The 21,043-nt window shown below is 64.2% G+C and carries 22 protein-coding genes and 1 pseudogene; 12 read left to right on the top strand and 11 right to left on the bottom strand.

The annotated features are described in order from the left end of the window. Positions 1–50 precede the first annotated feature (50 nt). The gene (locus AC2FMD_RS05215) at positions 51–866 is read right to left on the bottom strand and encodes a DUF2189 domain-containing protein (protein WP_496742335.1); all 816 of its coding nucleotides are present in this window, start codon (positions 864–866) and stop codon (positions 51–53) included. 40 nt (positions 867–906) lie between these two features. Then, entirely contained in the window at positions 907–1,293 is a 387-nt protein-coding gene (locus AC2FMD_RS05210; protein WP_496742336.1) for an OB-fold nucleic acid binding domain-containing protein, read from the bottom strand. Positions 1,294–1,419: 126 nt separating this feature from the next. Here AC2FMD_RS05210 and AC2FMD_RS05205 point away from each other — a divergent pair, with 126 nt between their 5' ends. Further along, positions 1,420–1,743, top strand: a complete 324-nt coding sequence (locus AC2FMD_RS05205; protein ID WP_149776058.1) for a 2Fe-2S iron-sulfur cluster-binding protein — start codon at positions 1,420–1,422, stop codon at positions 1,741–1,743. Between the two features lie 32 nt (positions 1,744–1,775). After that, on the top strand, positions 1,776–2,522 hold the full coding sequence (locus AC2FMD_RS05200; RefSeq protein ID WP_496742359.1) for an FG-GAP repeat domain-containing protein: 747 nt from the start codon (positions 1,776–1,778) through the stop codon (positions 2,520–2,522). Between the two features lie 89 nt (positions 2,523–2,611). Here the strand turns inward: AC2FMD_RS05200 and purD are convergent, their stop codons facing one another. Further along, the gene (gene purD, locus AC2FMD_RS05195; RefSeq protein ID WP_496742337.1) at positions 2,612–3,874 is read right to left on the bottom strand and encodes a phosphoribosylamine--glycine ligase; all 1,263 of its coding nucleotides are present in this window, start codon (positions 3,872–3,874) and stop codon (positions 2,612–2,614) included. A 77-nt stretch (positions 3,875–3,951) separates the two neighbouring features. On the opposite strand from purD, the gene xseA reads away from it, so the two are divergent. Then, complete coding sequence (gene xseA, locus AC2FMD_RS05190; RefSeq protein WP_496742338.1) at positions 3,952–5,445, top strand: exodeoxyribonuclease VII large subunit; 1,494 nt, start codon at positions 3,952–3,954, stop codon at positions 5,443–5,445. A gap of 12 nt (positions 5,446–5,457) precedes the next feature. Here the strand turns inward: xseA and AC2FMD_RS05185 are convergent, their stop codons facing one another. Next, positions 5,458–5,850 carry a hypothetical protein gene (locus tag AC2FMD_RS05185; protein ID WP_496742339.1) on the bottom strand — a complete coding sequence of 131 codons (393 nt, stop codon included), beginning with the start codon at positions 5,848–5,850 and terminating at the stop codon, positions 5,458–5,460. A 138-nt stretch (positions 5,851–5,988) separates the two neighbouring features. Between AC2FMD_RS05185 and AC2FMD_RS05180 the strand changes: the two genes are divergently transcribed. From AC2FMD_RS05180 to AC2FMD_RS05160, 5 genes are all read left to right on the top strand, one after another. After that, on the top strand, positions 5,989–6,624 hold the full coding sequence (locus tag AC2FMD_RS05180; protein ID WP_496742340.1) for a lysoplasmalogenase: 636 nt from the start codon (positions 5,989–5,991) through the stop codon (positions 6,622–6,624). A 57-nt stretch (positions 6,625–6,681) separates the two neighbouring features. Continuing rightward, the gene (ftsY, locus tag AC2FMD_RS05175; protein ID WP_496742341.1) at positions 6,682–7,833 is read left to right on the top strand and encodes a signal recognition particle-docking protein FtsY; all 1,152 of its coding nucleotides are present in this window, start codon (positions 6,682–6,684) and stop codon (positions 7,831–7,833) included. A gap of 79 nt (positions 7,834–7,912) precedes the next feature. Further along, positions 7,913–8,815 carry an EamA family transporter gene (locus AC2FMD_RS05170; protein WP_170366474.1) on the top strand — a complete coding sequence of 301 codons (903 nt, stop codon included), beginning with the start codon at positions 7,913–7,915 and terminating at the stop codon, positions 8,813–8,815. A 17-nt stretch (positions 8,816–8,832) separates the two neighbouring features. Continuing rightward, positions 8,833–9,438, top strand: coding sequence for an inner membrane-spanning protein YciB (locus tag AC2FMD_RS05165; protein WP_496680303.1), 606 nt, complete (start codon positions 8,833–8,835; stop codon positions 9,436–9,438). Between the two features lie 123 nt (positions 9,439–9,561). Beyond that, positions 9,562–10,230, top strand: coding sequence for a Crp/Fnr family transcriptional regulator (locus AC2FMD_RS05160; RefSeq protein WP_496713498.1), 669 nt, complete (start codon positions 9,562–9,564; stop codon positions 10,228–10,230). Positions 10,231–10,463: 233 nt separating this feature from the next. Here AC2FMD_RS05160 and AC2FMD_RS05155 read toward each other — a convergent pair whose 3' ends face one another. From AC2FMD_RS05155 to rpiA, 6 genes are all read right to left on the bottom strand, one after another. Next, positions 10,464–11,912, bottom strand: coding sequence for a DegQ family serine endoprotease (locus AC2FMD_RS05155; RefSeq protein ID WP_496742360.1), 1,449 nt, complete (start codon positions 11,910–11,912; stop codon positions 10,464–10,466). Between the two features lie 172 nt (positions 11,913–12,084). Then, on the bottom strand, positions 12,085–12,279 hold the full coding sequence (locus AC2FMD_RS05150; RefSeq protein WP_496680299.1) for a DUF2065 domain-containing protein: 195 nt from the start codon (positions 12,277–12,279) through the stop codon (positions 12,085–12,087). Then, entirely contained in the window at positions 12,279–13,166 is an 888-nt protein-coding gene (hflC, locus tag AC2FMD_RS05145; protein ID WP_496680297.1) for a protease modulator HflC, read from the bottom strand. Before hflC ends, AC2FMD_RS05150 begins: the two co-directional genes overlap by 1 nt. A 3-nt stretch (positions 13,167–13,169) precedes the next feature. Next, positions 13,170–14,318 carry an FtsH protease activity modulator HflK gene (hflK, locus tag AC2FMD_RS05140; protein WP_496680296.1) on the bottom strand — a complete coding sequence of 383 codons (1,149 nt, stop codon included), beginning with the start codon at positions 14,316–14,318 and terminating at the stop codon, positions 13,170–13,172. Positions 14,319–14,390: 72 nt separating this feature from the next. Then, entirely contained in the window at positions 14,391–15,749 is a 1,359-nt protein-coding gene (gene gor / locus AC2FMD_RS05135) for a glutathione-disulfide reductase (protein ID WP_496742342.1), read from the bottom strand. Positions 15,750–15,858: 109 nt separating this feature from the next. Continuing rightward, entirely contained in the window at positions 15,859–16,644 is a 786-nt protein-coding gene (gene rpiA / locus AC2FMD_RS05130) for a ribose-5-phosphate isomerase RpiA (protein WP_005982205.1), read from the bottom strand. A 125-nt stretch (positions 16,645–16,769) separates the two neighbouring features. Between rpiA and AC2FMD_RS05125 the strand changes: the two genes are divergently transcribed. From AC2FMD_RS05125 to AC2FMD_RS05110, 4 genes and pseudogenes are all read left to right on the top strand, one after another. Continuing rightward, positions 16,770–17,567 (top strand): methyltransferase domain-containing protein, encoded by a 798-nt coding sequence (locus AC2FMD_RS05125; RefSeq protein ID WP_496713504.1) that lies wholly within the window; start codon positions 16,770–16,772, stop codon positions 17,565–17,567. A gap of 80 nt (positions 17,568–17,647) precedes the next feature. Then, positions 17,648–17,860: pseudogene (locus AC2FMD_RS05120) on the top strand (thioredoxin domain-containing protein); the annotation flags it as partial. Positions 17,861–17,934: 74 nt separating this feature from the next. Further along, the gene (locus AC2FMD_RS05115) at positions 17,935–19,308 is read left to right on the top strand and encodes an L-serine ammonia-lyase (RefSeq protein ID WP_496742343.1); all 1,374 of its coding nucleotides are present in this window, start codon (positions 17,935–17,937) and stop codon (positions 19,306–19,308) included. A 49-nt stretch (positions 19,309–19,357) separates the two neighbouring features. Beyond that, positions 19,358–20,272 (top strand): DMT family transporter, encoded by a 915-nt coding sequence (locus AC2FMD_RS05110; protein ID WP_496742344.1) that lies wholly within the window; start codon positions 19,358–19,360, stop codon positions 20,270–20,272. Here the strand turns inward: AC2FMD_RS05110 and AC2FMD_RS05105 are convergent. Then, positions 20,217–20,903 carry a thiamine diphosphokinase gene (locus tag AC2FMD_RS05105; RefSeq protein ID WP_496742345.1) on the bottom strand — a complete coding sequence of 229 codons (687 nt, stop codon included), beginning with the start codon at positions 20,901–20,903 and terminating at the stop codon, positions 20,217–20,219. The genes AC2FMD_RS05110 and AC2FMD_RS05105 overlap by 56 nt on opposite strands. Between the last annotated feature and the right edge of the window lie 140 nt (positions 20,904–21,043).

The following is a 21,043-nucleotide window of genomic DNA, read 5'->3' as shown; positions in this document are numbered from 1 at the left end:
TTGTCTTGGCCGAGGCTTTCGCTACCGACACCATTCATTTGCAGGACAGATCACCCCTCGGCCGGCTGCACGGCTCGCTGATACAGATGCCAAGTGGTGTGGCCAAGGATCGGCAGGGTAAAGATCAGGCCCAGAAAGGCCGGAACCAGCGACAGCAGCATGGTGACCGCGATGATCGCCGCCCAGCTCAGCATGACCACCGGGTTTTCCCGGACGACCCGAACGGATGTGATCATCGCGGTGATGAAATCGACCTCGCGGTCAAGCAGCAGGGGCATGGCGACGACGGTCACCGAGAACAGCACCGCCGACAGAAAAGCGCCGACACAGGTGCCGATCGCAAGAAAGATCCAGCCCTCGGGCGTAAAGAACACGGTATTCAGGAACCCTTCGAGATCCGAGAAGGATGAGTGTTGAAGGACGATCACCATCACGGTCCGGAACTGATAGAACCACACCCAAGAAATGAATAGGGTGACAAAGGCCATCCAACCCATTTCGCGTTTGCGCTGATTGGCCATGACCGTGAGAATATCACGCCAGCCAAAGTCTTCGCCCTTCTGCATCCGGCGCGACATTTCATACAGCCCGGCGGCGGCAAAGGGCGCGACCAGCGGAAAGCCGACGGCGGCGGGAATGACCATCCAGACCGCGCCCAGCCAGACCAGGGCCCAAACGAACAGTATCCCGAACAGCGCGTAGAACAGGCCGAAAAAGCCGCTCATGACCGGGCGCGCCAGAAAGTCGGAAAACCCCGCTTTCAGCGACTCGGCAATATCATCCGCCGTAACCTTGTTGACCTTGGGCGCAGTCCCCTGCTGCGGCGCCGGGTTGCCCGGCGTGGACCCTTCGGCTTTGGATGCCATGACAAACTCCTCCGCGGGAAAGTTTGCATCAGGTCAGGCATCAGGGCAAGCCGGCCTGCCCATCCCCCCGCACCAGCAGATCCAGCATCCCCGAGATGTCCTCGATCTCTTCCGCGATCACATGGGTCACCGAATGGGCCCGCTGCATCCGTCCGGTGACGCGCAAGAGCCGCCCCGAGATCACCGCCCGGCGGAACCGTTCGTAGATCTTGCGCCAGACGATTACGTTCACGATGCCGGTCTCGTCCTCGAGCGTGACAAAGATCACCCCCTTGGCCGTCCCCGGCCTCTGCCGCAGGATCACCAGCCCCGCGACCATCACCCGCGCGCCCTCGGGCGGCTCCTGCAGCCGGTTGGCGGGCAGGCAGGCGGGCGGGCGCGGCCAGTCCTGGCCTGAAACCGTGGGGGATGCCGAGGTAACGATCATGAGAACAAAAATAGAACATACGCTACGAATGTCCAGACGCGCCACGACGAGTCGCAAATGAGGGTGGAAACGCCTAGATGGCTTGATTAGGAAGATGCGAAACATCGCAAGAGGAAGACGCGAGCAATGGCAAAAATCACTTACATCGAGCACGGTGGCACCGAGCACACCGTCGAAGTCGCCAACGGCCTGACCGTGATGGAAGGCGCCCGCGACAACAACATCCCCGGCATCGAAGCCGATTGCGGCGGGGCCTGCGCCTGCTCGACCTGCCATGTCTATGTCCACCCCGACTGGGTCGAGAAGCTGCCCGCCAAGGACGACATGGAAGAGGACATGCTGGATTTCGCCTACGAGCCCGACCCGGCCCGTTCGCGCCTGACCTGCCAGATCAAGGTGACGGACGAACTGGACGGGCTGATCGTGCAGATGCCGGAAAAGCAGATCTGATGCGACGGCGCATGTCCCGCTCGTCCGGCGGCATGCGTTGCGGCTTCAAAGCGCCGCGTCTGGCGGTGCGCTTTTGGCCGTGCCGCGTGCGCGGCGCGCTGATGGCTGCGTGCCTGTGGCTGGCGGGTCCTGCCTTGGCCGCCGAAACCATAGCGACCGCCCACTACACCGACCCGACCACCCGCTATCCACACGGCGTTCTGGGTGACCGGATCGAATGGGGGACGCTTGAACTCAGGCTTTCGGACGGCGTGCACCGCACCTTCACCTTGCCCGATCATCTCGTCTTCGAAGACCTCGCGCCCCGGGTGGTCGACGTCACGGGCGACGGTCTTCCGGAAGTCATTACGGTGGAGAGTGACGCGCAGCACGGCGCGCGCCTTGCCATCTACGGCCCGCACGGCCGCATGGCGGCGACACCGCATATCGGCACCCGTTTCCGCTGGCTGGCCCCGGTCAGCGCAGCTGACCTCGACGGCGACGGACATGTCGAAATCGCCTATGTCGATCGCCCCCACTTGGCCAAAATCCTACGCATCTGGCGCTTTGCCGACGGCCAACTGACGGAAATCGCCGCGCTTCCCGGCCTGACCAACCACCGGATCGGCGAGGATTTCATCTCGGGCGGCCTTCGCACCTGCAACGAACGGCCGGAACTGATCGTCGCCAGCGCCGACTGGCGACGGATCATCGCCGTCCACCACGAAGACGGCTGGCGCACCAGAGACCTCGGCCCGCTGACCGACAACAAAGCCCTGGCGCGCGCGCTCACTTGCTGACCGCACGCTTCATCTGGCCTCAAATATCCTGGGGGTGAGGCCGCAGGCCGAGGGGGCAAAGCCCCCGTTCCCTGCAGGCATTCAAACGGTCAAAGCGCCCGCCACCCGATATCGCGCCGATAGAAGCCGCCCGGCCAATCGATGGCCTCGACCATCGCATAAGCGTTGTCACGCGCCTCCTGCAATGTTGCTCCACGCGCCGTCACGTTCAAAACCCGGCCCCCTGAGGCCACAATCTGTCCGTCCTGCGCCTTGGTACCCGCATGAAAAACCATATGGCTGCTGTCCTCGGGCAAGTCATCCAGCCCATTGACCACACTGCCTTTTTCATATTCCCCAGGATAGCCCTGCGCGGCCATCACCACCGTCATGGCATGATCGTCGCCCCAGTTGACCCGCGCCTCGTCCAGCCGTCCCTCGGCCGCCGCATGCATCAGGTCCAGCGCCTGTGCCCCCAGACGCATCATCAGAACCTGACATTCCGGGTCGCCGAAGCGCACGTTGTACTCCACCAGCCTCGGTTGCCCGTCCTTGATCATCAGACCGGCATACAGCACGCCCTGAAACGGCGTGCCGCGCCGGGCCATCTCGGCCATCGTCGGGCGTACGATCTGTTCCATCGCACGCTCCTCAACCTCGGGGCTCAGAACCGGTGCTGGAGAATAGGCCCCCATGCCGCCGGTGTTCAGGCCGGTATCGCCCTCGCCCACGCGCTTGTGGTCCTGCGCGGTGCCGACCGACAGGATGTTCGCGCCATCGCACAGTACGAACAGAGAGGCCTCCTCGCCGTCCATGAACTCCTCGATCACCACCTCGGCCCCAGCCCCGCCGAAGGCGCCGCCGAACATGTCGTCCACAGCCTCCAGCGCAGTCGCCTCGTCCATCGCCACGATCACGCCCTTGCCCGCGGCCAGACCATCGGCCTTGACCACGATCGGCGCGCCCTGCTGGCGGACATAGGCCTTGGCCGGCTCGGCCTCGGTGAACCGGGCATAGGCGGCGGTGGGCGCACCGGCCGCATCGCAGATCTCCTTGGTAAAGCTTTTTGAGGCCTCCAGCCGCGCCGCCTCGGCCGAGGGGCCGAACACCAGGATGCCCGCCTCGCGCAGCCGGTCGGCAACCCCGGCGGCCAAGGGCGCCTCGGGGCCGACAATCACGAAGTCGATGGCGTTTTCCTCGGCGAAACTGACCACCGCGCCGCCATTCTCGATATCTAGTGCCGCACAATCGGCGATCTGCGCGATCCCGGCATTGCCCGGCGCCACGATCAGGCGGTCGCATTTGGGGTTCTGCATCACCGCCCAGGCCAGGCTGTGCTCGCGTCCACCGCTGCCGAGAATGAGGATGTTCATGGGGGCTGTCTCCGATCTGCTTGGCCTCGCTTGCGCGGCGTTCTAAGCTGCGCGGACCGACGAAACAAGGCGATGAAATGTCCGACCTCATTGACAGCCCGATTCCGGGGCAAAACCTGCCCGAATACACCGTCTCGGAGATCTCCGGCGAGGTAAAGCGCACGCTCGAAGGCACTTTCGGGCGAATCCGCGTGCGCGGCGAGGTCGGGCGCGTATTCGAGGCGCGCTCGGGGCACCTGTATTACGACGTCAAGGATGACCGCAACGTGCTGGCCTGCACCACGTGGAAAGGCCAGATCTCCGGCCTAGCGGTGATCCCCGAGGAAGGGCTCGAGGTCGTGGTCACAGGCCGCCTCACTGCATTCGGCGCGCAGTCGAAATACAACATGAACGTCGACGAGGTCGTCGTGGCCGGTCAGGGCGCGCTGATGGCCTTGCTGGAAAAGCGCAAGAAACAGCTGGAATCCGAAGGGCTGTTCGCGCCCGAGCGCAAGAAACCCCTGCCCTTCCTGCCACAGATCATCGGCGTCGTCACCTCGCCCTCGGGCGCGGTGATCCGCGACATCCTGCACCGCCTACGTGACCGTTTCCCGCGCAAGGTGCTGATCTGGCCCGTGGCCGTGCAGGGCGCCAACTGCGCGCCCGAGGTCGCCAACGCCATCCAGGGCTTCAACCGCCTGACGCCCGGTGGCGCGCTGCCGCGGCCCGACCTGATCATCGTCGCCCGTGGCGGCGGCTCGATCGAGGATCTGTGGGGTTTCAACGAAGAAATCGTGGCCCGTGCCGCCGCCGCGTCCGAGATCCCGTTGATCTCGGCCGTTGGGCACGAAACCGACACCACGCTAATCGACTATGTCTCGGACCGCCGCGCGCCCACGCCCACAGCCGCCGCCGAACTGGCCGTGCCCGTGCGGATGGAACTGCTGGCCTGGACCGGCGAACAGGGCGCCCGCCTATCCCGCGCGGCCACCGACGCTGTGCAGCGCCGCGCCCAACGCCTTCGCGATCTGTCGCGCGCACTGCCGCGCCCCGAAACTCTGCTGGATGGTCCGCGCCAACGGCTGGACCTGATTGCCGATCGTCTGGCTCCAGCGTTGCAACGCGGCGTGCAGAACCGCCGCCTGCAAGTGGTGGAACTGTCGGGGCACCTGCGCCCGTCAACGCTGCGCAGCCTCGTGGCCGCGCGGCGGGACACGCTGCGCAACCTGTCCTCGCGCCTGTCGATCCGCCCGATCCAGCGCGACATCCAGCAGCAGCGCGACCGGGTCAACCAGCTGGCCCAGCGCATGATGGCCGCGCAGACTCTGCGGATGGACCGGCTTCGCCAACAACTGGATGCGACCGACCGACTTAGGGAAACGCTCAGCTACAAGGCCACACTTCAACGCGGCTATGCCGTGGTGCATGCCAAAAGCGGCGTGGTCACCACAAAGTCAATGGCCAGCAAGCACTCCACTCTGACTATTGAGTTCGCGGATGGAAACTTGAAGGCAGCACCGCTGTCCGGAACGGCCTCAGCCGCGAAGAAACCATCCAAGCCACCAGCCCCGGATCAAGGGTCGCTGTTCTAGAAACCCGAGCGATCAAACCCCGACATCCGGGCCATAGCAGATCATCTCTTCGTCGATGTCGCCCGCTTCATACAACTCGGTTGCCTCGGGGTCGCCTTCGAACTGGGCGACCAGCCTGCCCCCCGATTGCCTAAAGACCCAGCATTGCGGGTCCGGGCGATCTTCGTAGACAAAACAGATCTGGCCGTCCTGTTCATACCAGACGCCCTGTTTGCAGTCGCCATCCAGGAATGACCAGATCACCCGCCGGTCCGGCAGGTACCGCTCGACCCCGTAGGCAACGCCGTCGAACCCGTAAAACAGGGTCTTGCCCCGGGTGTAGGCATCGAATTCGGCGCCCGACAAGGGCTGGGCCACCACCGATGGGGCCAGCACGGAAAACAGAATCGCCGCTCGCGTGAACATGGGGGTATCTTGGCAGATGCCGCCGCCCTGTGCCATCGCCCGTTTGGCCGCCGCATGCCATGCCCCCACGTTACGGGTTGAGGATTTGCCCCGCTTACGGCGAAACTTTCCGGCGCAGGCGGAAACCGGAGGCCAAAGATGACCATTCTCGTACTCGCAGCGCTGGCCTGTGCCCTGGCCTACCTGGCCTTGACGGCTCGTCCGGCCAGCCTGCTACGCACGGCGCTGAAAACCGCCAGCGTCGCCCTGCTGGCCGTCGAGGCCGCAGTGCAGTCCGGCCCTCTGCTTCTGGTCCTCGCGCTTTCTCTCTGCGCCTTTGGAGACGCGCTTCTGTCGCACGAGACAGAAGGCGCATTCATGGCCGGCATCGGGGCGTTCGCCGCCGGGCATCTGGTTTACATCGCTCTGTTCTTGACCCATCCGGCAAGCGACACCGCGCTGATCTTGGACAAACCCGGATACGCCTGGACGCTGGTCGTTCTGGGGATCGTGATGGCCACGCTGCTAGCCACTCGGGCCGGGGATCTGCGCGGACCGGTCCTTGCCTATATCCCGATCATTCTGGGCATGGGCATCACTGTTCTGACCCTGCCCGAGGCCGGGGCGCTGCGCTGGGCTTTGCCAGCCGCGATGGCCTTCATCGCCTCGGACCTGATCCTGGCAACCGAAAGGTTCCTGCTGCCGCCAGGCCACCCGGCCCTGCGGCTGACGCCCTATCTTGTATGGCCGCTCTACTGGGGCGCACAGTTCGGCTTTTTCCTGGCCTTCACCTGACCCTTTGCAACTGCCGCCATTCCGCATTAGGTGAAGAGAACACCTGCGGAGACCACTATGGCGTTTTTTACCAAGCTCAAGGACCGGCTGTTCAAATCCTCGTCCCGCCTCGAACAGGGGCTTGAGGCAATCGTCGAGGACGGCGGCGAAGAAACCACCGCCCCCGATCCGATGATCCCCCAGCCCGAGCCCGAGCCGCAACCCGTCCCGGAAATCCCCGAACCCGCACCCACACCGCAGCCGGTCGAGACACCGTCGCCCGAGCCGGCCGATCCGACGCCCGCCCCGCCGCCGCCGGAATTGCCGGAACAGCCCCAGTCCAAGGGCCTGATCGGGCGTCTGTTCGGTCGCGGCGATGCCGGGCCGGTGGTCCGCCGCACGCTGGACGACGACATGCTCGAACAGCTCGAGGAACTGCTGATCGCCTCGGACATGGGCGTCGACACCGCCCTGCGCGTCACCGCCAACATGGCCGAGGGGCGCTATGGCAAGAAACTCTCGACGCAGGAAATCAAGCAACTGCTGGCGCAAGAAATCGCCCGCGTGATGGAGCCGGTCGCCAAACCGATGCCGATCTACCCCAAGCGCCCGCAGGTGGTGCTGGTGGTGGGCGTCAACGGGTCTGGCAAGACCACGACGATCGGAAAGCTGGCCAGCCAGTTCAAGGCCGCCGGCAAAAAGGTGGTCGTCGCCGCGGGCGACACCTTCCGGGCCGCCGCCGTGGAACAGCTGCAGGTCTGGGGCGATCGCGCCGGTGTACCGGTCCTGACCGCGCCCGAAGGCTCCGACCCCGCCTCGCTGGCTTTCGACGCCCTGACCAAGGCGCAAGCCGAAGGCGCCGACCTGCTGATGATCGACACAGCCGGCCGCCTGCAGAACCGCGCCGATCTGATGGAGGAACTGGCCAAGATCGTCCGCGTCATCCGCAAGATCGACGAGACGGCGCCCCACAACACGCTTCTGGTGCTCGACGCTACTACCGGTCAGAACGCGCTCAGCCAGGTGGAAACCTTCCGCAAGCTGGCCGATGTCTCGGGCCTGGTGATGACCAAGCTCGACGGCACCGCCAAGGGCGGCGTGTTGGTAGCGCTGGCCGACAAGTTCGGCCTGCCGATCCACGCCATCGGCGTCGGCGAACAGATCGACGATCTGGCCCCCTTCGACCCCGAGGAATTCGCCGCCGCCCTGACTGGACTCGCCCCCAACTGACCTTCATCTGGGCCAAAATATCCTCGGGGGTCTGGGGGGGGAAAACCCCCAGCCTCTCCACCATCGAAAGACCCGCAGCGTGAGCGACTGGCTGATCTCCCTCGAAGGCACCGAGGCCGGACACAGGCTGGCCCTTGGCCTCGCCCTTATGGCGGCCTTCCTACACGCGGTTTTCGGCGCGCTGCAGAAGGGTCGGCATGACCCCTGGCTGTCGCGCGGGGCGATCGACGCCTGCTATTGCCTGATGGCCGCGCCCTTTGCGTTCTTCGTCGTGCCCTGGCCCGAACCTTTCATGTGGCCGATATTTGCCGTGGTCTGGCTGATCCATGTCGCCTACAAGACGCTGCAGGCGATGGCCTATACCAAGGGGTCCTACACCGTGGTCTACCCGGTGGTGCGCGGCACCGGCCCGCTGTTCACCGTCATCGGTGCCTATCTGCTGTTCAACGAAACCTTCTCGCCCACCCAATGGCTGGGCGTTGCCGTGCTGCTGACCGGTATCTTTGGATTGGCTGCCTACAATTTCCGCTTTCTGGAAACCAACCGCGAGACTTTGGGCATTGCATTGGCCCTTGCGGTTGCAACCGGCCTCTTCGTGGCGCTCTACACCACCTATGACGCCTACGGCATCCGCGCCACGGCTGATCCGTTCACCTTTCTGGCCTGGTTCTTCATGATCGACGGGGCGACAATGCCGATCTACGCCTTCCTGCGCTGGCGGGCGATGATTCACCGCCCGGCGATCGGGCCGTTGATGCTGCGGGGGCTTGCAGGCGGGCTGATCGCCCCCATGTCTTTCGGAGCGATCATGCTGGCCACCCGGCTGGACAAGGTCGGCGAAGCCGCGGTGCTGCGTGAAACCTCGACCGTCTTTGCCGCGCTGATCGGCTGGCTGGCCCTGAAAGAGACCGTGGGGCCTCGGCGCATAATCCTGATGGCATTGATTGCATTGGGCGCGGTAATAGTTGAAATGGGCGGGTGAAAGGCAGGACGACAGGCATGGCAGACAAGAAAGAGATCAATCCGTTTCTGAAACAGGTGCTGGAACTGGGACCACCGCTGGCCTTCTTCTTCATCTACCTGCGCCTGCGCGACGACAGCTTTCTGATCGGCGGCACGGAGTATTCCGGCTTCATCGTGGCCACCATCATCTTCGTTCCGCTGATGTTGGGGGCGATGGGTATCCTGTGGTACCTGACCGGCAAACTCAGCCGGATGCAGATCTTCACCGCCATCATGGTCATCTTTTTCGGCGGCCTGACCGCCTGGTTCAACGACGAGCGGTTCTTCAAGATGAAAACCACGTTGGTCTACGGATTCTTCTCGCTGACGCTGGGCATCGGTCTGCTGCAAGGGAAATCCTACCTCGCCTATGTGCTGGACGAGATGCTGCCCATGCGCCACGAGGGCTGGATGATCCTGACCCGCCGCCTATGCGCCTGTTTCGCCGTTCTGGCGGTGGCAAATGAACTGGTCTGGCGCACACTGTCCACCGATCTGTGGGTCAAGATCGAAACCTTTGGCTTCCCGATCGCCTTGATGGGGTTCCTGATGCTGCAATTCAGCATCCTGCAAAGCTACATGGACGACCCGGACCAGAACTAAGACACCGACCGGCGGGCCCAACATCGGTGGAAAACCTCACAAAATCCTTGGCTTGACGCGCAAGCTGTGGAAAGCTGACGCACCACCACCCACCAAGTTCCCGGCCGAGGCCTCGTGTCGTCCATGACAGCATTTCCCAACAGCGGGTTTCTTTCCGAAGCGTCCGAACGGTTGCGCGTCATGCTGTCCAGCCTGGCAACCCCCGTATTCCTGTCGCAGGGAGAGGTTCTGTTTGAACAGGGCGACGAGGGCGATGCGCTCTATGCCCTGATGGAAGGCATGCTCGAGGTTTCCTTCCTGGCCATGAGCGGGCGCAAGCTGGCGCTCAGCCTGATGCGGCCGGGCGAGGTGTTTGGCGAGATTGCCCTGTTCGACAGCGGCCCCCGCACCGCCACCATCACGGCGGCCGAGCCGTCGCGGGTGCTGCGCGTGCGCCGCAATGACGTGATGAACCAGATCCGTGCACACCCGGACCTTGCGGTGGATATGATCCGGCTGGCCGGGCTGCGAATGCGCTGGATGGGGGTACAGTTGAATGAGCAGGTCTTCCTGCCCATGCCCGTGCGCCTTGCGCGCAAGCTGTTGCACCTTGCAAACCAGCAAGAGGTACCCAGCGCCCGAATTGCCCTGTCGCAGAGCGAACTGGCCGAATTCGTCGGTGCCACACGCGAGGCCGTGTCCAAGACCATCGCCACCTGGAAACGCAGCAAAGTGGTCGAAGCAACGCGCGGGGGGGTGCAGATTCATGATTTCGATGCCCTGCGCCAGCTTGCGGAATCCGATCTGATCTGAGGTTTCGGAAAACCACGGCCGATGTGATCCGCTTCACATACAGGGCACGGACAATAGATTACACCGATAGACGTTACCGTAGGGGGCCAGCGTATCATCCCCGATATCTGTCCACTGGCCTCTCCCTGCACCAGAGCCATGTGCCTCCCCGGCATGTGGCTCTTTTGCGTTCGGGACCGATAAAAAATGGCCGGAGCGTGAAGCCCCGGCCATGCCGTCCATTCTTGGAGCGCCTACTCCTCGAGGCTCAGCGCCACGAACCGTGGGTCGCCGCCGCGCCGTACCAGCAGCAACAGCGACTTGCGCCCGGCCTCGCGGGCCTCGTCCATGCGGGCCTCGAACTCGGCAATGGTGCTGACCTTCTGCTGGCCCGCCTCGGTGATGATGTCACCGGCCCGCAGGCCCTTGTCAAAGGCCTCGGACGCCTCGTCGACATCCATGACCACAAGGCCCTCGCCACCCGCATCCAGCCCCAGATCCTCGCGCAGCGCATCCGTAAGCGGTGCGATCGTCAGGCCCAGAACAGTGGCGTCCTCCTCGACCGGCGCCTGAGAATCTTCAGCGACGCCCTGTTCGGCCCGCTCGGCGTCTTCGCGGCGGCCCAGCGTGACCACCACGGTCTTGGTCGCCCCGTCGCGCATCACCACGACGCGCACCGCCTTGCCGACCGGGGTTTCGCCGACCTGGCGCACCAATGCGCGCGTATCCTGCACTTCGACCCCGTCAAAGCTCAGGATCACGTCACCCGGTAGCAGGCCCGCCTCTTTCGCGGGGCCGTCCGGCACATCGCTGATCAGCGCCCCGCCGGGCTTGTCCAGCCCCATCGCCTCGGCCATGTCCTCGGTCACGTCCTGGATGCGCACACCCAGCCAACCGCGACGGGTTTCGCCGAACTCGCGCAGTTGGTCGACCACCTTGACCACGACGTTCGATGCCATCGAAAAACCGATGCCAATCGAGCCGCCATTGGGCGACAGGATCGCGGTGTTCACGCCGATCACCTGACCGTCCATGTTGAACAGCGGCCCGCCCGAGTTGCCTCGGTTGATCGCCGCATCGGTCTGGATGTAGTCGTCATAGCTGCCGCTGAGTTCACGGTTGCGCGCTGACACGATACCGGCCGAGACCGAAAATCCCTGCCCCAGCGGGTTTCCCATCGCGATGACCCAATCGCCGACACGTGCCGTATCGCTGTCACCGAAGGTGACGTACTTCAGCGGCCCCGAAGCCTCGACCTTGAGCACAGCGATGTCGGTTTTTTCGTCGGTGCCGATCACCTTGGCCGGCAGCTCTTTCTTTGGCTGTCCGTCACCCGGGAAGAATTCGATCAGGATTTCATCGGCCTCGGCGATGACGTGGTTGTTGGTGACGATAAATCCATCCTCGGAAATCACGAAGCCCGAGCCCAGCGCGTTGCTGCGGCGGGGACGGTTTTCCTCGCCGCCATTGCGGTCCTGGAATTCGCGAAAGAAATCCTCGAACGGAGAGCCTTCGGGTACGATGCCGCGCGGACCGGCCTGCCCCTCGATCAGGGTTGTGGTGGTGATGTTGACCACCGCGGGGCTGATCCTGTCGACCAGAGGCGCCAGGCTTTCGGGCCGGGCCTGCGCGGCCACGGTCTGGGCCAGCACCAGGATCGCGGCGGCAAAAGACAGCCACATCAACCGCATCATCGTTACCATATCGTCCCGGCGGACGGCCACACTGCGTGCTAATGCCTGCACTTGGTCTCTCCTTGTCGACAATCGCTATCAGGACCGCCTTGGCGCGCCCTGTTTGCAAACAATGTAGTCAGTTTGCACCGCCCCGCAACTCGGTAAGCACAGGAATTCACCTGCGCGTGACCGCGGCGGGTCAAAACCCCGCCTGATACGCGGCCCAGAGCAGAATGAAACCGCTGACCACGCACAGCAACCCTACCAGCCGCCGCGCCGGTTCGGGCAGGCTGCGCAGCGCTTCGAGCATTCGCACCACAAGCGAAGGGGCCAGCGCATAGGCCAGCCCCTCGACAATCAACACCAGCCCGAAGGCCAGCAAGACCATGCCCATCACTCGGCCGCCGTTCCACGGCGCCCGGTCGGCGATCCGAGATAGTTGAAGAACTCGGAATCCGGGCTGAGAACCAACGAGCTATTGCCGCCCTTCAAGGCGTTCTCGTAAGCCGTCAACGACCGGTAGAATTCGAAGAACTCCGGGTCCTTGCCATAAGCTTCGGCAAAAATCGCGTTGCGCTGCGCATCGGCCTCACCGCGGACGATCTCGGCCTCGCGGCGTGCTTCTGACACCAGTTCGACCACGGTCCGATCGGCCTGAGCGCGGATCCGTTGTGCGGCTTCCTCACCACGGGCCACTTCGTCGGCCGCCTCGCGTTCCCGCTCGGCGCGCATCCGGGCGAAAGTCGCCTCGAGGTTGGCCTGCGGCAGGTCGGTGCGTTTCAGGCGCACGTCGATCACTTCAAGACCCAGATCGCGGGCCTCGGCGATCGCGCCGTTGCGGATGCGCAGCATCAGCGCCGCCCGGTCCGAGCTGAGGATGTCATTCGAGCTGACCGAACCCAGAACCTCGCGGGTTTTGGCGCGCAGGATCGAGTCCAGACGCTGCTCGGCAGTGTCGATGCCACCGGCACCCACGGCCTCGCGGAACTGGCGCACATCGGCGATCCGATAGCGCGCAAAGGCGTCGACCACCAAGCGGCGGTCATCCAGCGGCGTGACTTCCAGCGGCCCGACCTCGCGGCTGAGGATACGGTCGTCATAGCGCACGACCTCCTGGATGATCGGAATCTTAAAGGCCAGGCCTGGCTCTTCCTTGACGTCGACCACCCGGCCGAATTGCAGAACCAGCGCCTTTTCGCGCTCGTCCACGATGAAGATCGCCGACAGGGCGATCACCAGAACCACGAAAATGGCCGGCAGGAGAAAGGATGATTTACGCATGTCTTAGTTCCCCTCGCCCGAATTGCGGCGCAGTTCGTTCAGCGGCAGATAGGGCACGACGCCCTGCCCCTGTCCGGTCGCGCTTTCGTCCAGGATGATCTTGTCCACGTCGCCAAGAACCTGCTCCATCCGTTCCAGGTACAGACGTTTGCGAGTCACGTCCGGCGCCTTGGAATATTCTTCCAGAACCGCGCTGAATCGGCTGGCCTCACCCTGGGCTTCGTTCACGACCTGGGCGCGATAGGCCTCGGCCTCTTCCAGCACCTGCGCGGCTTCACCGCGCGCACCGGCCAGAACCCGGTTGGCATAGGCATCGGCTTGCTTCTCGAGCCGGTCCCGTTCCTGTCCGGCCGACTGGACCTCGCGGAAGGCGTCCTTGACTGGCTCTGGCGGGTCGGCCCCGTCAAAGTTCACACGGACGATGTTGATGCCCGAATTGTAGCTGTCCAGCGTTGACTGGATCAGCTCCTCGAGCCGCTCGGCGATTACCGCACGGTCGCGGTTCAGGATCGGCGCCAAGTCCGACTGCGCGATGATCTCGCGCATGGCCGATTCAGACACCGCACGGATGGTTTCGCGCGGATCGCGGAGGTTGAACAGGAAGTCCGCCGGGTTCGAGATGTTCCAGACCACCTGGAAATCGATGTCGACGATGTTCTCGTCGCCGGTCAGCATCAGCCCCGCATCGGTGCCGCGACCGCCCGAGCCGATGGTCTCGGTCTGTTCGACCTTCACCGGGATGACTTCGGCCGTGACCACGGGCCACGGGGCAAAGTTCAGACCTTCGGTGCCGATCCCGGAAAACCGGCCGAACAGCAGTTCAACCGACTGTTCTTCGGGCTTGACCGTATAGGCGCTGGCAAAGCCCCACAGAACCAGGGCGGCAACCCCACCCAGCAGGATCGTGCCCTTGGTGATCGCCGGGCCGCCACCGCCTCCCTGGCCGGACCCGTTGCTGCCGCGACCACCGCCGCCGCGCCCGCCCATCAGCACGCGCAGCTGCTCCTGGCCCTTTTTCATCAATTCATCGATTTCGGGGATCTGCGGCCCGTCGCCTTCGGGCGGACGTCGCCCGCCGCCATTGTTTCCCCGGTTTCCTCCGCCACCGGATGAGCCTCCGCCCCCCCAGGGGCCTCCGCTGTTGCCCGCCATGTGTTTCATTTCCCTTGTTTTGGCCCGTGAGCTCACGGGATCACTTGTAACCTGTGTGCGCGCGCTTGCAAATCAAGCGGTACGCACGGGTTGCCGCATGGTTACCAGTTCTTCGGCCATTACTGGATGAACCGCAACCGTGCGATCGAAATCTTCTTTTGTCGCCCCCATCTTGACCGCGATGCCAGCCAACTGGATCATCTCGCCCGCGCCGGGGGCGACGATGTGACACCCCAGCACCTTGCGGGTGGCCTGACTTACGATCAGCTTCATCAACACCCGTTGCGTGCTGCCTGCGAACGCCTTCTGCATCGGTTTGAACGAGGTCGCATAGACCTCGATCGGCTCCTGCTCGGCGGCGGCCTCCTCGCTCAGCCCCACGGTGCCCATCTCGGGCTGGGTGAAGATTGCGGTCGGGATCAGTTCATGATCCACCGGGGTGGGGTTGCCCTTGAACACGGTCTCGACAAAGGCCATCCCTTCGCGGATCGCGACCGGCGTCAGGTTCACCCGGTCGGTCACGTCACCGATGGCAAAGATCGAGGGCACCGCCGTTTGGCTGTATTCGTCCACGATGATCTCGCCCTTGCGGCCACGTTCGACGCCCAGACCTTCCAGCCCCAGATCGTCGGCATTGGGCGCCCGGCCCGTGGCGAACATGACCACGTCGAACAGCAGTTCCGACCCGTTGGTCGCCTTGACCCAAATCTTGTCGCCCTGCTTTTTCATCTCGAGCACATTGGTGCCCAGATGCACGTCGACACCGTTCTGGCACATCTCTTCGCAGATCAGCCCGCGCGCCTCGTCATCGAACCCGCGCAGGATCTGCGCCCCGCGATAGAATTGCGTGGTCTTGACGCCTAGGCCGTTCATGATCCCGGCGAACTCGCAGGCGATATAGCCGCCGCCGACGATCAGCATGGTCTCGGGCAGCTTATCCAGATGGAAAATCTCGTTCGAGGTGATCGCCAGTTCCGAACCCGGAAACTCGGGCACCACGGGGCGGCCGCCGGTTGCGATCAGGATGTGCTTGGCGGTCTTGCGGGTGCCATCGGCCAGTTCGACCATGTGCGGATCGACCAGTTTCGCGCGCTGGTCAAAGGTTTCGACGCCGTTGTTCTTGAGGATATTGCGATAGATCCCTTCAAGCCGGTCCAGCTCGGCATGCAGCTTGCCGCGGAACTGCTGCCAGTCGAAAGCGCCCGGCTGGATGTCCCAGCCATAGGCGCGAGCGTCTTCGACCATGCCCGAATATTCGCTGGCGAACACCATCAGTTTTTTGGGCACACAGCCCCGGATCACGCAGGTTCCGCCATACCGGTCCTCTTCGGCCAGCGCGACCTTGGCGCCGGTTTCACCCGCCGCTACCCGCGCCGCGCGGACCCCGCCCGAGCCGCCGCCGATGACGAAAAGATCATAGTCAAAGCTCATGCCGCGTTCCTTCTGTCAGCCTGCCTCGAAGTGTCTTGGATATGTGGGGGCGCAGCACAACCTGCCAAGCCCCGGGCATTGATACCACACGGGCGCGTGAACGCCCCGGTCAGTCGGCCAGGTCCGAGAACAGGTTGTCGTCGCCCTCGCCAAGACGATCCAGCTGGATCGTGCCTTCGTTGATGTCGCGCAGCTCGACCCGGCCATCGCCGAACCCGATCACCACCTTGTCGCAGATGTCGATGAACAACCCGTTTTCCACCACGCCGGGGATCTGGTTCAGGGCCAGCGCCAATTGCCGCGGGTTGCCGATACGCTGCAGGTGCAGGTCCAGGATGTGGTTGCCCTCGTCGGTGACGGTCGGGGCCTCGCCGTTCATCCGCAACGTAGCCGACGTGCCCAGAACATCCATCGAATCCAGCAGTTCCTCGACCAGCGTCCGCGTGGTCTGCCAGCCAAAGGGAATCACCTCGATTGGCAGGGGAAAGGCACCCAGAGTCTCGACCTCTTTGCCGGCATCCGCGATCACCACCATCAGGTCGCTGGCCGTGGCCACGATCTTTTCCTGCAGCAAGGCCGCGCCGCCGCCCTTGATCAGGTTCAACTCGCCGTCGAATTCGTCGGCCCCGTCGATGGTCAAGTCCAGCCACCCGGCCTGATCCAGCGATACCACCTCGATGCCCACCTCGCGCGCCAGCTGCGCCGTTGCGGTCGAGGTCGGAACGCCCCTGATCTTCAGGCCCTCGTTCTTCACGCGCTCGCCCAGTCGGCGCACCAACCAGGCCGCCGTCGACCCGGTGCCCAGCCCCACGCGCATTCCGTCCTCGACCATCTCGGCCGCCCGATAGGCGGCGACGCGCTTGGCAGTGTCGATCGGTGACAGTTTCTGGGTCATTGCAACCTCGCAAAGTTCAAAATTCGACCCCTTATAGGCAATCCCTGCTGCGGGTGCGAGGGGGAAGGGCGCGGTTTCCTTCGTCTGCACAAGAATTTCGGCTACGATGGTCCGAAGGGGGCACCATGCTGAAATTCGGAAAATCCACGGCGCAACTGCTGGACATGGCCTATCAGGGCGCGGATGTATCGCGCCGCCGTCGCGCCAATTTCGACGCCCTCGCCCCCGCCCCGGGTGAGGCGATCCTGGATCTTGGCTGCGGTACCGGCCTGCTGACCGCCGAACTGGCCCGTGCGGTGGGGCCACAGGGGCAGGTTACCGGCCTCGACACCAGCCCGGACATGCTGGCCGCCGCGCGCAGCCGATGCAGCGCGTTTGATCACGTTGACCTGGTCGAGGGCTCGGCCTTTGACATGCCGATCCCCAACCAGCATTTCGACAAGGCCGTGTCCGTACAGGTGTTCGAATATTTCGCCGACCCGGCGCCTGCGCTGAGCGAACTCAACCGCGTCCTGCGCCCGGGCGGGCGTCTGGTGATCGGCGACACGCACTGGGACAGTTTGACATGGCACAGCGACCACCCTGAACGCATGCGCCGCATCTGCGAAATCTGGGACGCCCACCTGGCCGACCGCTGCGTTCCGGCCGCGCTGCCCGCGGCCCTGCGGGGCTGCGGGTTTCAACCGGACCACGTGAATCCGGTGACGTTCTGCGACACCACCTTGCGCCCCGACGGACTAGCCCTGATGATGATTCGGCTGATGCAGGACTTTGCCATCCAGTCTGGCGAAATCCTCGAGGCCGAGGCAACGGCCTGGGCCGACGAGCAAAACGCCCTTGCCGACGCGGGCCGGTTTTTCATGTCGATCACCCATTTCGTCTGGGTGGCGCACAAAAGCCGATCCTTGCCATTGACGATTTGATGTGTCGGAAATACGCGTTTCCTATCGGAAACGTCGCAATCGTATGTTCGCGCAACAGGCGGGCTGGATATTTTGGCTCCATGACTGAACGGTATGCCCTGCACTACGCCCCCGACAACGCCGCGCTGGTGATCCGGCTGGCGCTGGAAGAGATGGGCCTGCCCTACCGCACGGAACTGGTCGACCGCGCCCACAATGCGCAGGACAGCGCCGCCTGTCGCGCGCTCAATCCCAACGGGCTGATACGGGTTCTGGGAACCCCGCAGTGCCCGATCTTTGGAACCGCCGCGATCACGGCCGAAGGGCTGGGCACCGCACCGTTTACCGCACCCACCTATGCAAAGCCTCCAGAAGGGTCTGCCACCTGATGTTTCTTTCCGTCTTCGACATGTTCAAAGTGGGCATCGGCCCGTCCTCGTCCCACACGATGGGACCCATGGTGGCTGCCGCCCGGTTCCTGGATCTGATGCGCGCCTCGCCGTTCGAATTCGCGGGGCTGCGCGCCTCGCTGCACGGATCGCTGGCCTTTACCGGGGTCGGCCACGCCACCGACCGGGCCACGATCCTGGGCCTGGCCGGGTTCACCCCCGACACCTATGACCATGACAAGGCCGAGGCGACCCTGGCCGCCATCGCCGACGCCCGCAGCGTTTCGCCCGAGGGCCTGCCCACGCTGCGCTTCGACCCCAAGGCGGACCTGATCTTTGACTATGACAACGCGCTGCCGGGCCACGCCAACGGCATGATCCTGATGGCCACCGACGCGCAGGGCGACGTGATCCTGCGGCAGGTCTATTACTCGGTCGGCGGCGGCTTTGTCCTGACCGAAGAGGAACTGGCCGAAGGCAAGGACACCAACGATGGTCCCCCCGTACCCTACCCGTTCAAGACCGCCGCCGAAATGCTGGAGATGGCCCGCGCCAGCGGCAAGTCCATCGCCGAAATGAAACGCGCCAACGAGATCGCGCGCGGCTGCGCCGACAGTTTCGCCAAGGGTACCGCCCGCCTGTGGGAGGTGATGAACGCCTGCATTGAGCGCGGACTGAACACCGACGGCATCCTGCCCGGCGGCCTTAAGGTACGGCGCCGCGCCAAGGCGATCCACGAAGCGCTGATGGCCGAACGGGGCATGAACCTGAATGCGCCGCACACGATCAACGACTGGATGAGCGTCTATGCGATGGCGGTGAACGAGGAAAACGCCGCTGGCGGTCAGGTCGTCACCGCCCCCACCAACGGCGCGGCGGGCGTGCTGCCGGCGGTGCTGCGCTATTACCTCGACCACGTTCCCGGCGCATCGGAAAGCCATATCGAGGATTTCCTGCTGACCGCCGCCGCGATTGGCGGGCTGGTGAAGTACAACGCCTCGATCTCGGGCGCCGAGGCCGGGTGTCAGGCCGAAGTGGGCAGCGCGGCCGCGATGGCCGCGGCGGGTCTGTGCGCAGTGATGGGCGGCACGCCCGAACAGGTGGAAAATGCCGCCGAGATCGCGCTGGAGCATCATCTGGGCATGACCTGCGACCCGGTCGCCGGGCTGGTTCAGGTTCCCTGCATTGAGCGCAACGGGCTGGGCGCGATCAAAGCGGTTTCGGCGGCGTCGCTGGCCCTGCGCGGGGACGGGCAGCACTTTGTGCCGCTGGACGTGGTGATCGAGACCATGCGCCAGACCGGCCATGACATGCACGAGAAATACAAGGAAACCTCGCTGGGCGGACTGGCCGTCAACGTGCCCAACTGCTGAGACGCATTTGGCCTTTCAACGGCCCGCCGCTTGACCTAGCGTGCGGGCCATGACCCAGGATCGCCCCGTCTTCGGCATCGTCCTGATGCTTGGTTTCTGCGTGCTGGCCCCGCTGGGCGACGCGCTGGCCAAGCTGTTGGGCGAGACCATGCCGCTGGGCCTGCTGGTCCTGGCGCGTTTCGCGGTGCAGGCTGCGCTCCTGATCCCCCTGGTGGCACTGACCGGCCGGCCGTGGCGGATGCGCGGGCGCGTCCTGCGGCTGACCGCGCTGCGCACGCTGCTGCATATCATCGGCATCAGCGCGATGTTCAGCGCGCTGCAATTCCTGCCGCTGGCCGATGCGGTGGCCATCGCCTTCGTCATGCCGTTCATCATGCTGCTGCTGGGGCGCTACGTTCTGGGCGAAGAGGTCGGCCCCCGCCGCCTGATCGCCTGCATCATCGGCTTTGCCGGCACCCTGCTGGTGATCCAGCCCAGCTTTGCCCAAGTGGGCGCCCCCGCACTGCTGCCGTTGATCGTTGCGGTGGTTTTCGCCCTGTTCATGCTGGTCACGCGGCAGATCGCCAAAGAGACCGATCCGATCGCCCTGCAGGCGGTATCGGGTCTGATGGCAACGCTGTTGCTGCTGCCGGTCCTTCTGATCGGCGCATACGCAGACCTGCCTGCCCTGACGCTGACTCTGCCGGCCAACGCCCCCTACGGTCTGCTGCTGTCCATAGGGGTATTGGGCACGGTCGCGCACCTGTTGATGACGTGGTCGCTGCGCTATGCGCCGTCGGCCACGCTGGCCCCGATGCAGTATCTGGAAATCCCCGTCGCCACGTTGATCGGCTGGCTGATCTTCCGCGACCTGCCCAACGGTCTTGCCGCCTTGGGGATCGCGATCACCGTGGGTGCCGGCCTCTATGTCATTCTGCGCGAGCGGGCCACCGCCCTGTCTGCCCGGACGCAAACGCCTGCATGACCTGATCCAGCGCGCCGCGCGGCACCATCACGATCAAGCCCGGCCCGTCCACCGTGAGCGTGACATCCGACAGCGCCCGGTTCGATGTGCCCACACGCCCGTCAGGTTCCAGCACCAATCCGTCGATGGGCCATTCCAACCCCAAGCTTCGCCCGGTCACCCGCCGGAACGGAAACAATGACACCGTGTCGCCTGGCGGGATCTGCAAGGTGACATGCGGCGGCGCGTGGAACACCACCTCTTGCGACCCAAGAAGGATGCAGGGCCGATCCGGCCAACGTACCATGGTATTGAACACCGCCAGCTGGTGATCCAGCCGCCCGCCCAGGAATCCGACACCCAGCACCACCGGTGCTCGAATATTGCGCAGGGCCTTGTCGAAATCGGTGCTGTCCTGTTCGCGGATCGGAAACAGCCGCTCGGCCGGCACCTGCGCACGATGGCGGCTGGAAAGCGAGTCGAAATCGCCGATCACCGCATCCGGAACGCGCCCCGAATCGATCAAACCCGCCGCGCCCCCATCCGCAGCAACGGCCAGCCTGACGCGGCTCAGCGCCAGATCCAGATCGCCGGGGCCGATTTCTCCGCCACCAAACAGCCCGATTGGCCAATCAGAATGAACAATTTCCACGTTTTTTCCAAGATTGACCATTTTTCCCGCTTTTGGACACATTCAGACCACAAAATGATAGGTTCATCAGAACAGTTGCTTGAGCCGATTCTGCGCCGCGGTTGCGAGTTTGGCTGTGTTATTGTGTAAAGGACGTGCGT

It is taken from the genome of Ruegeria sp. BHSC276 (assembly GCF_059612945.1).
This window is presented reverse-complemented; position numbering and strand designations above follow the sequence as displayed.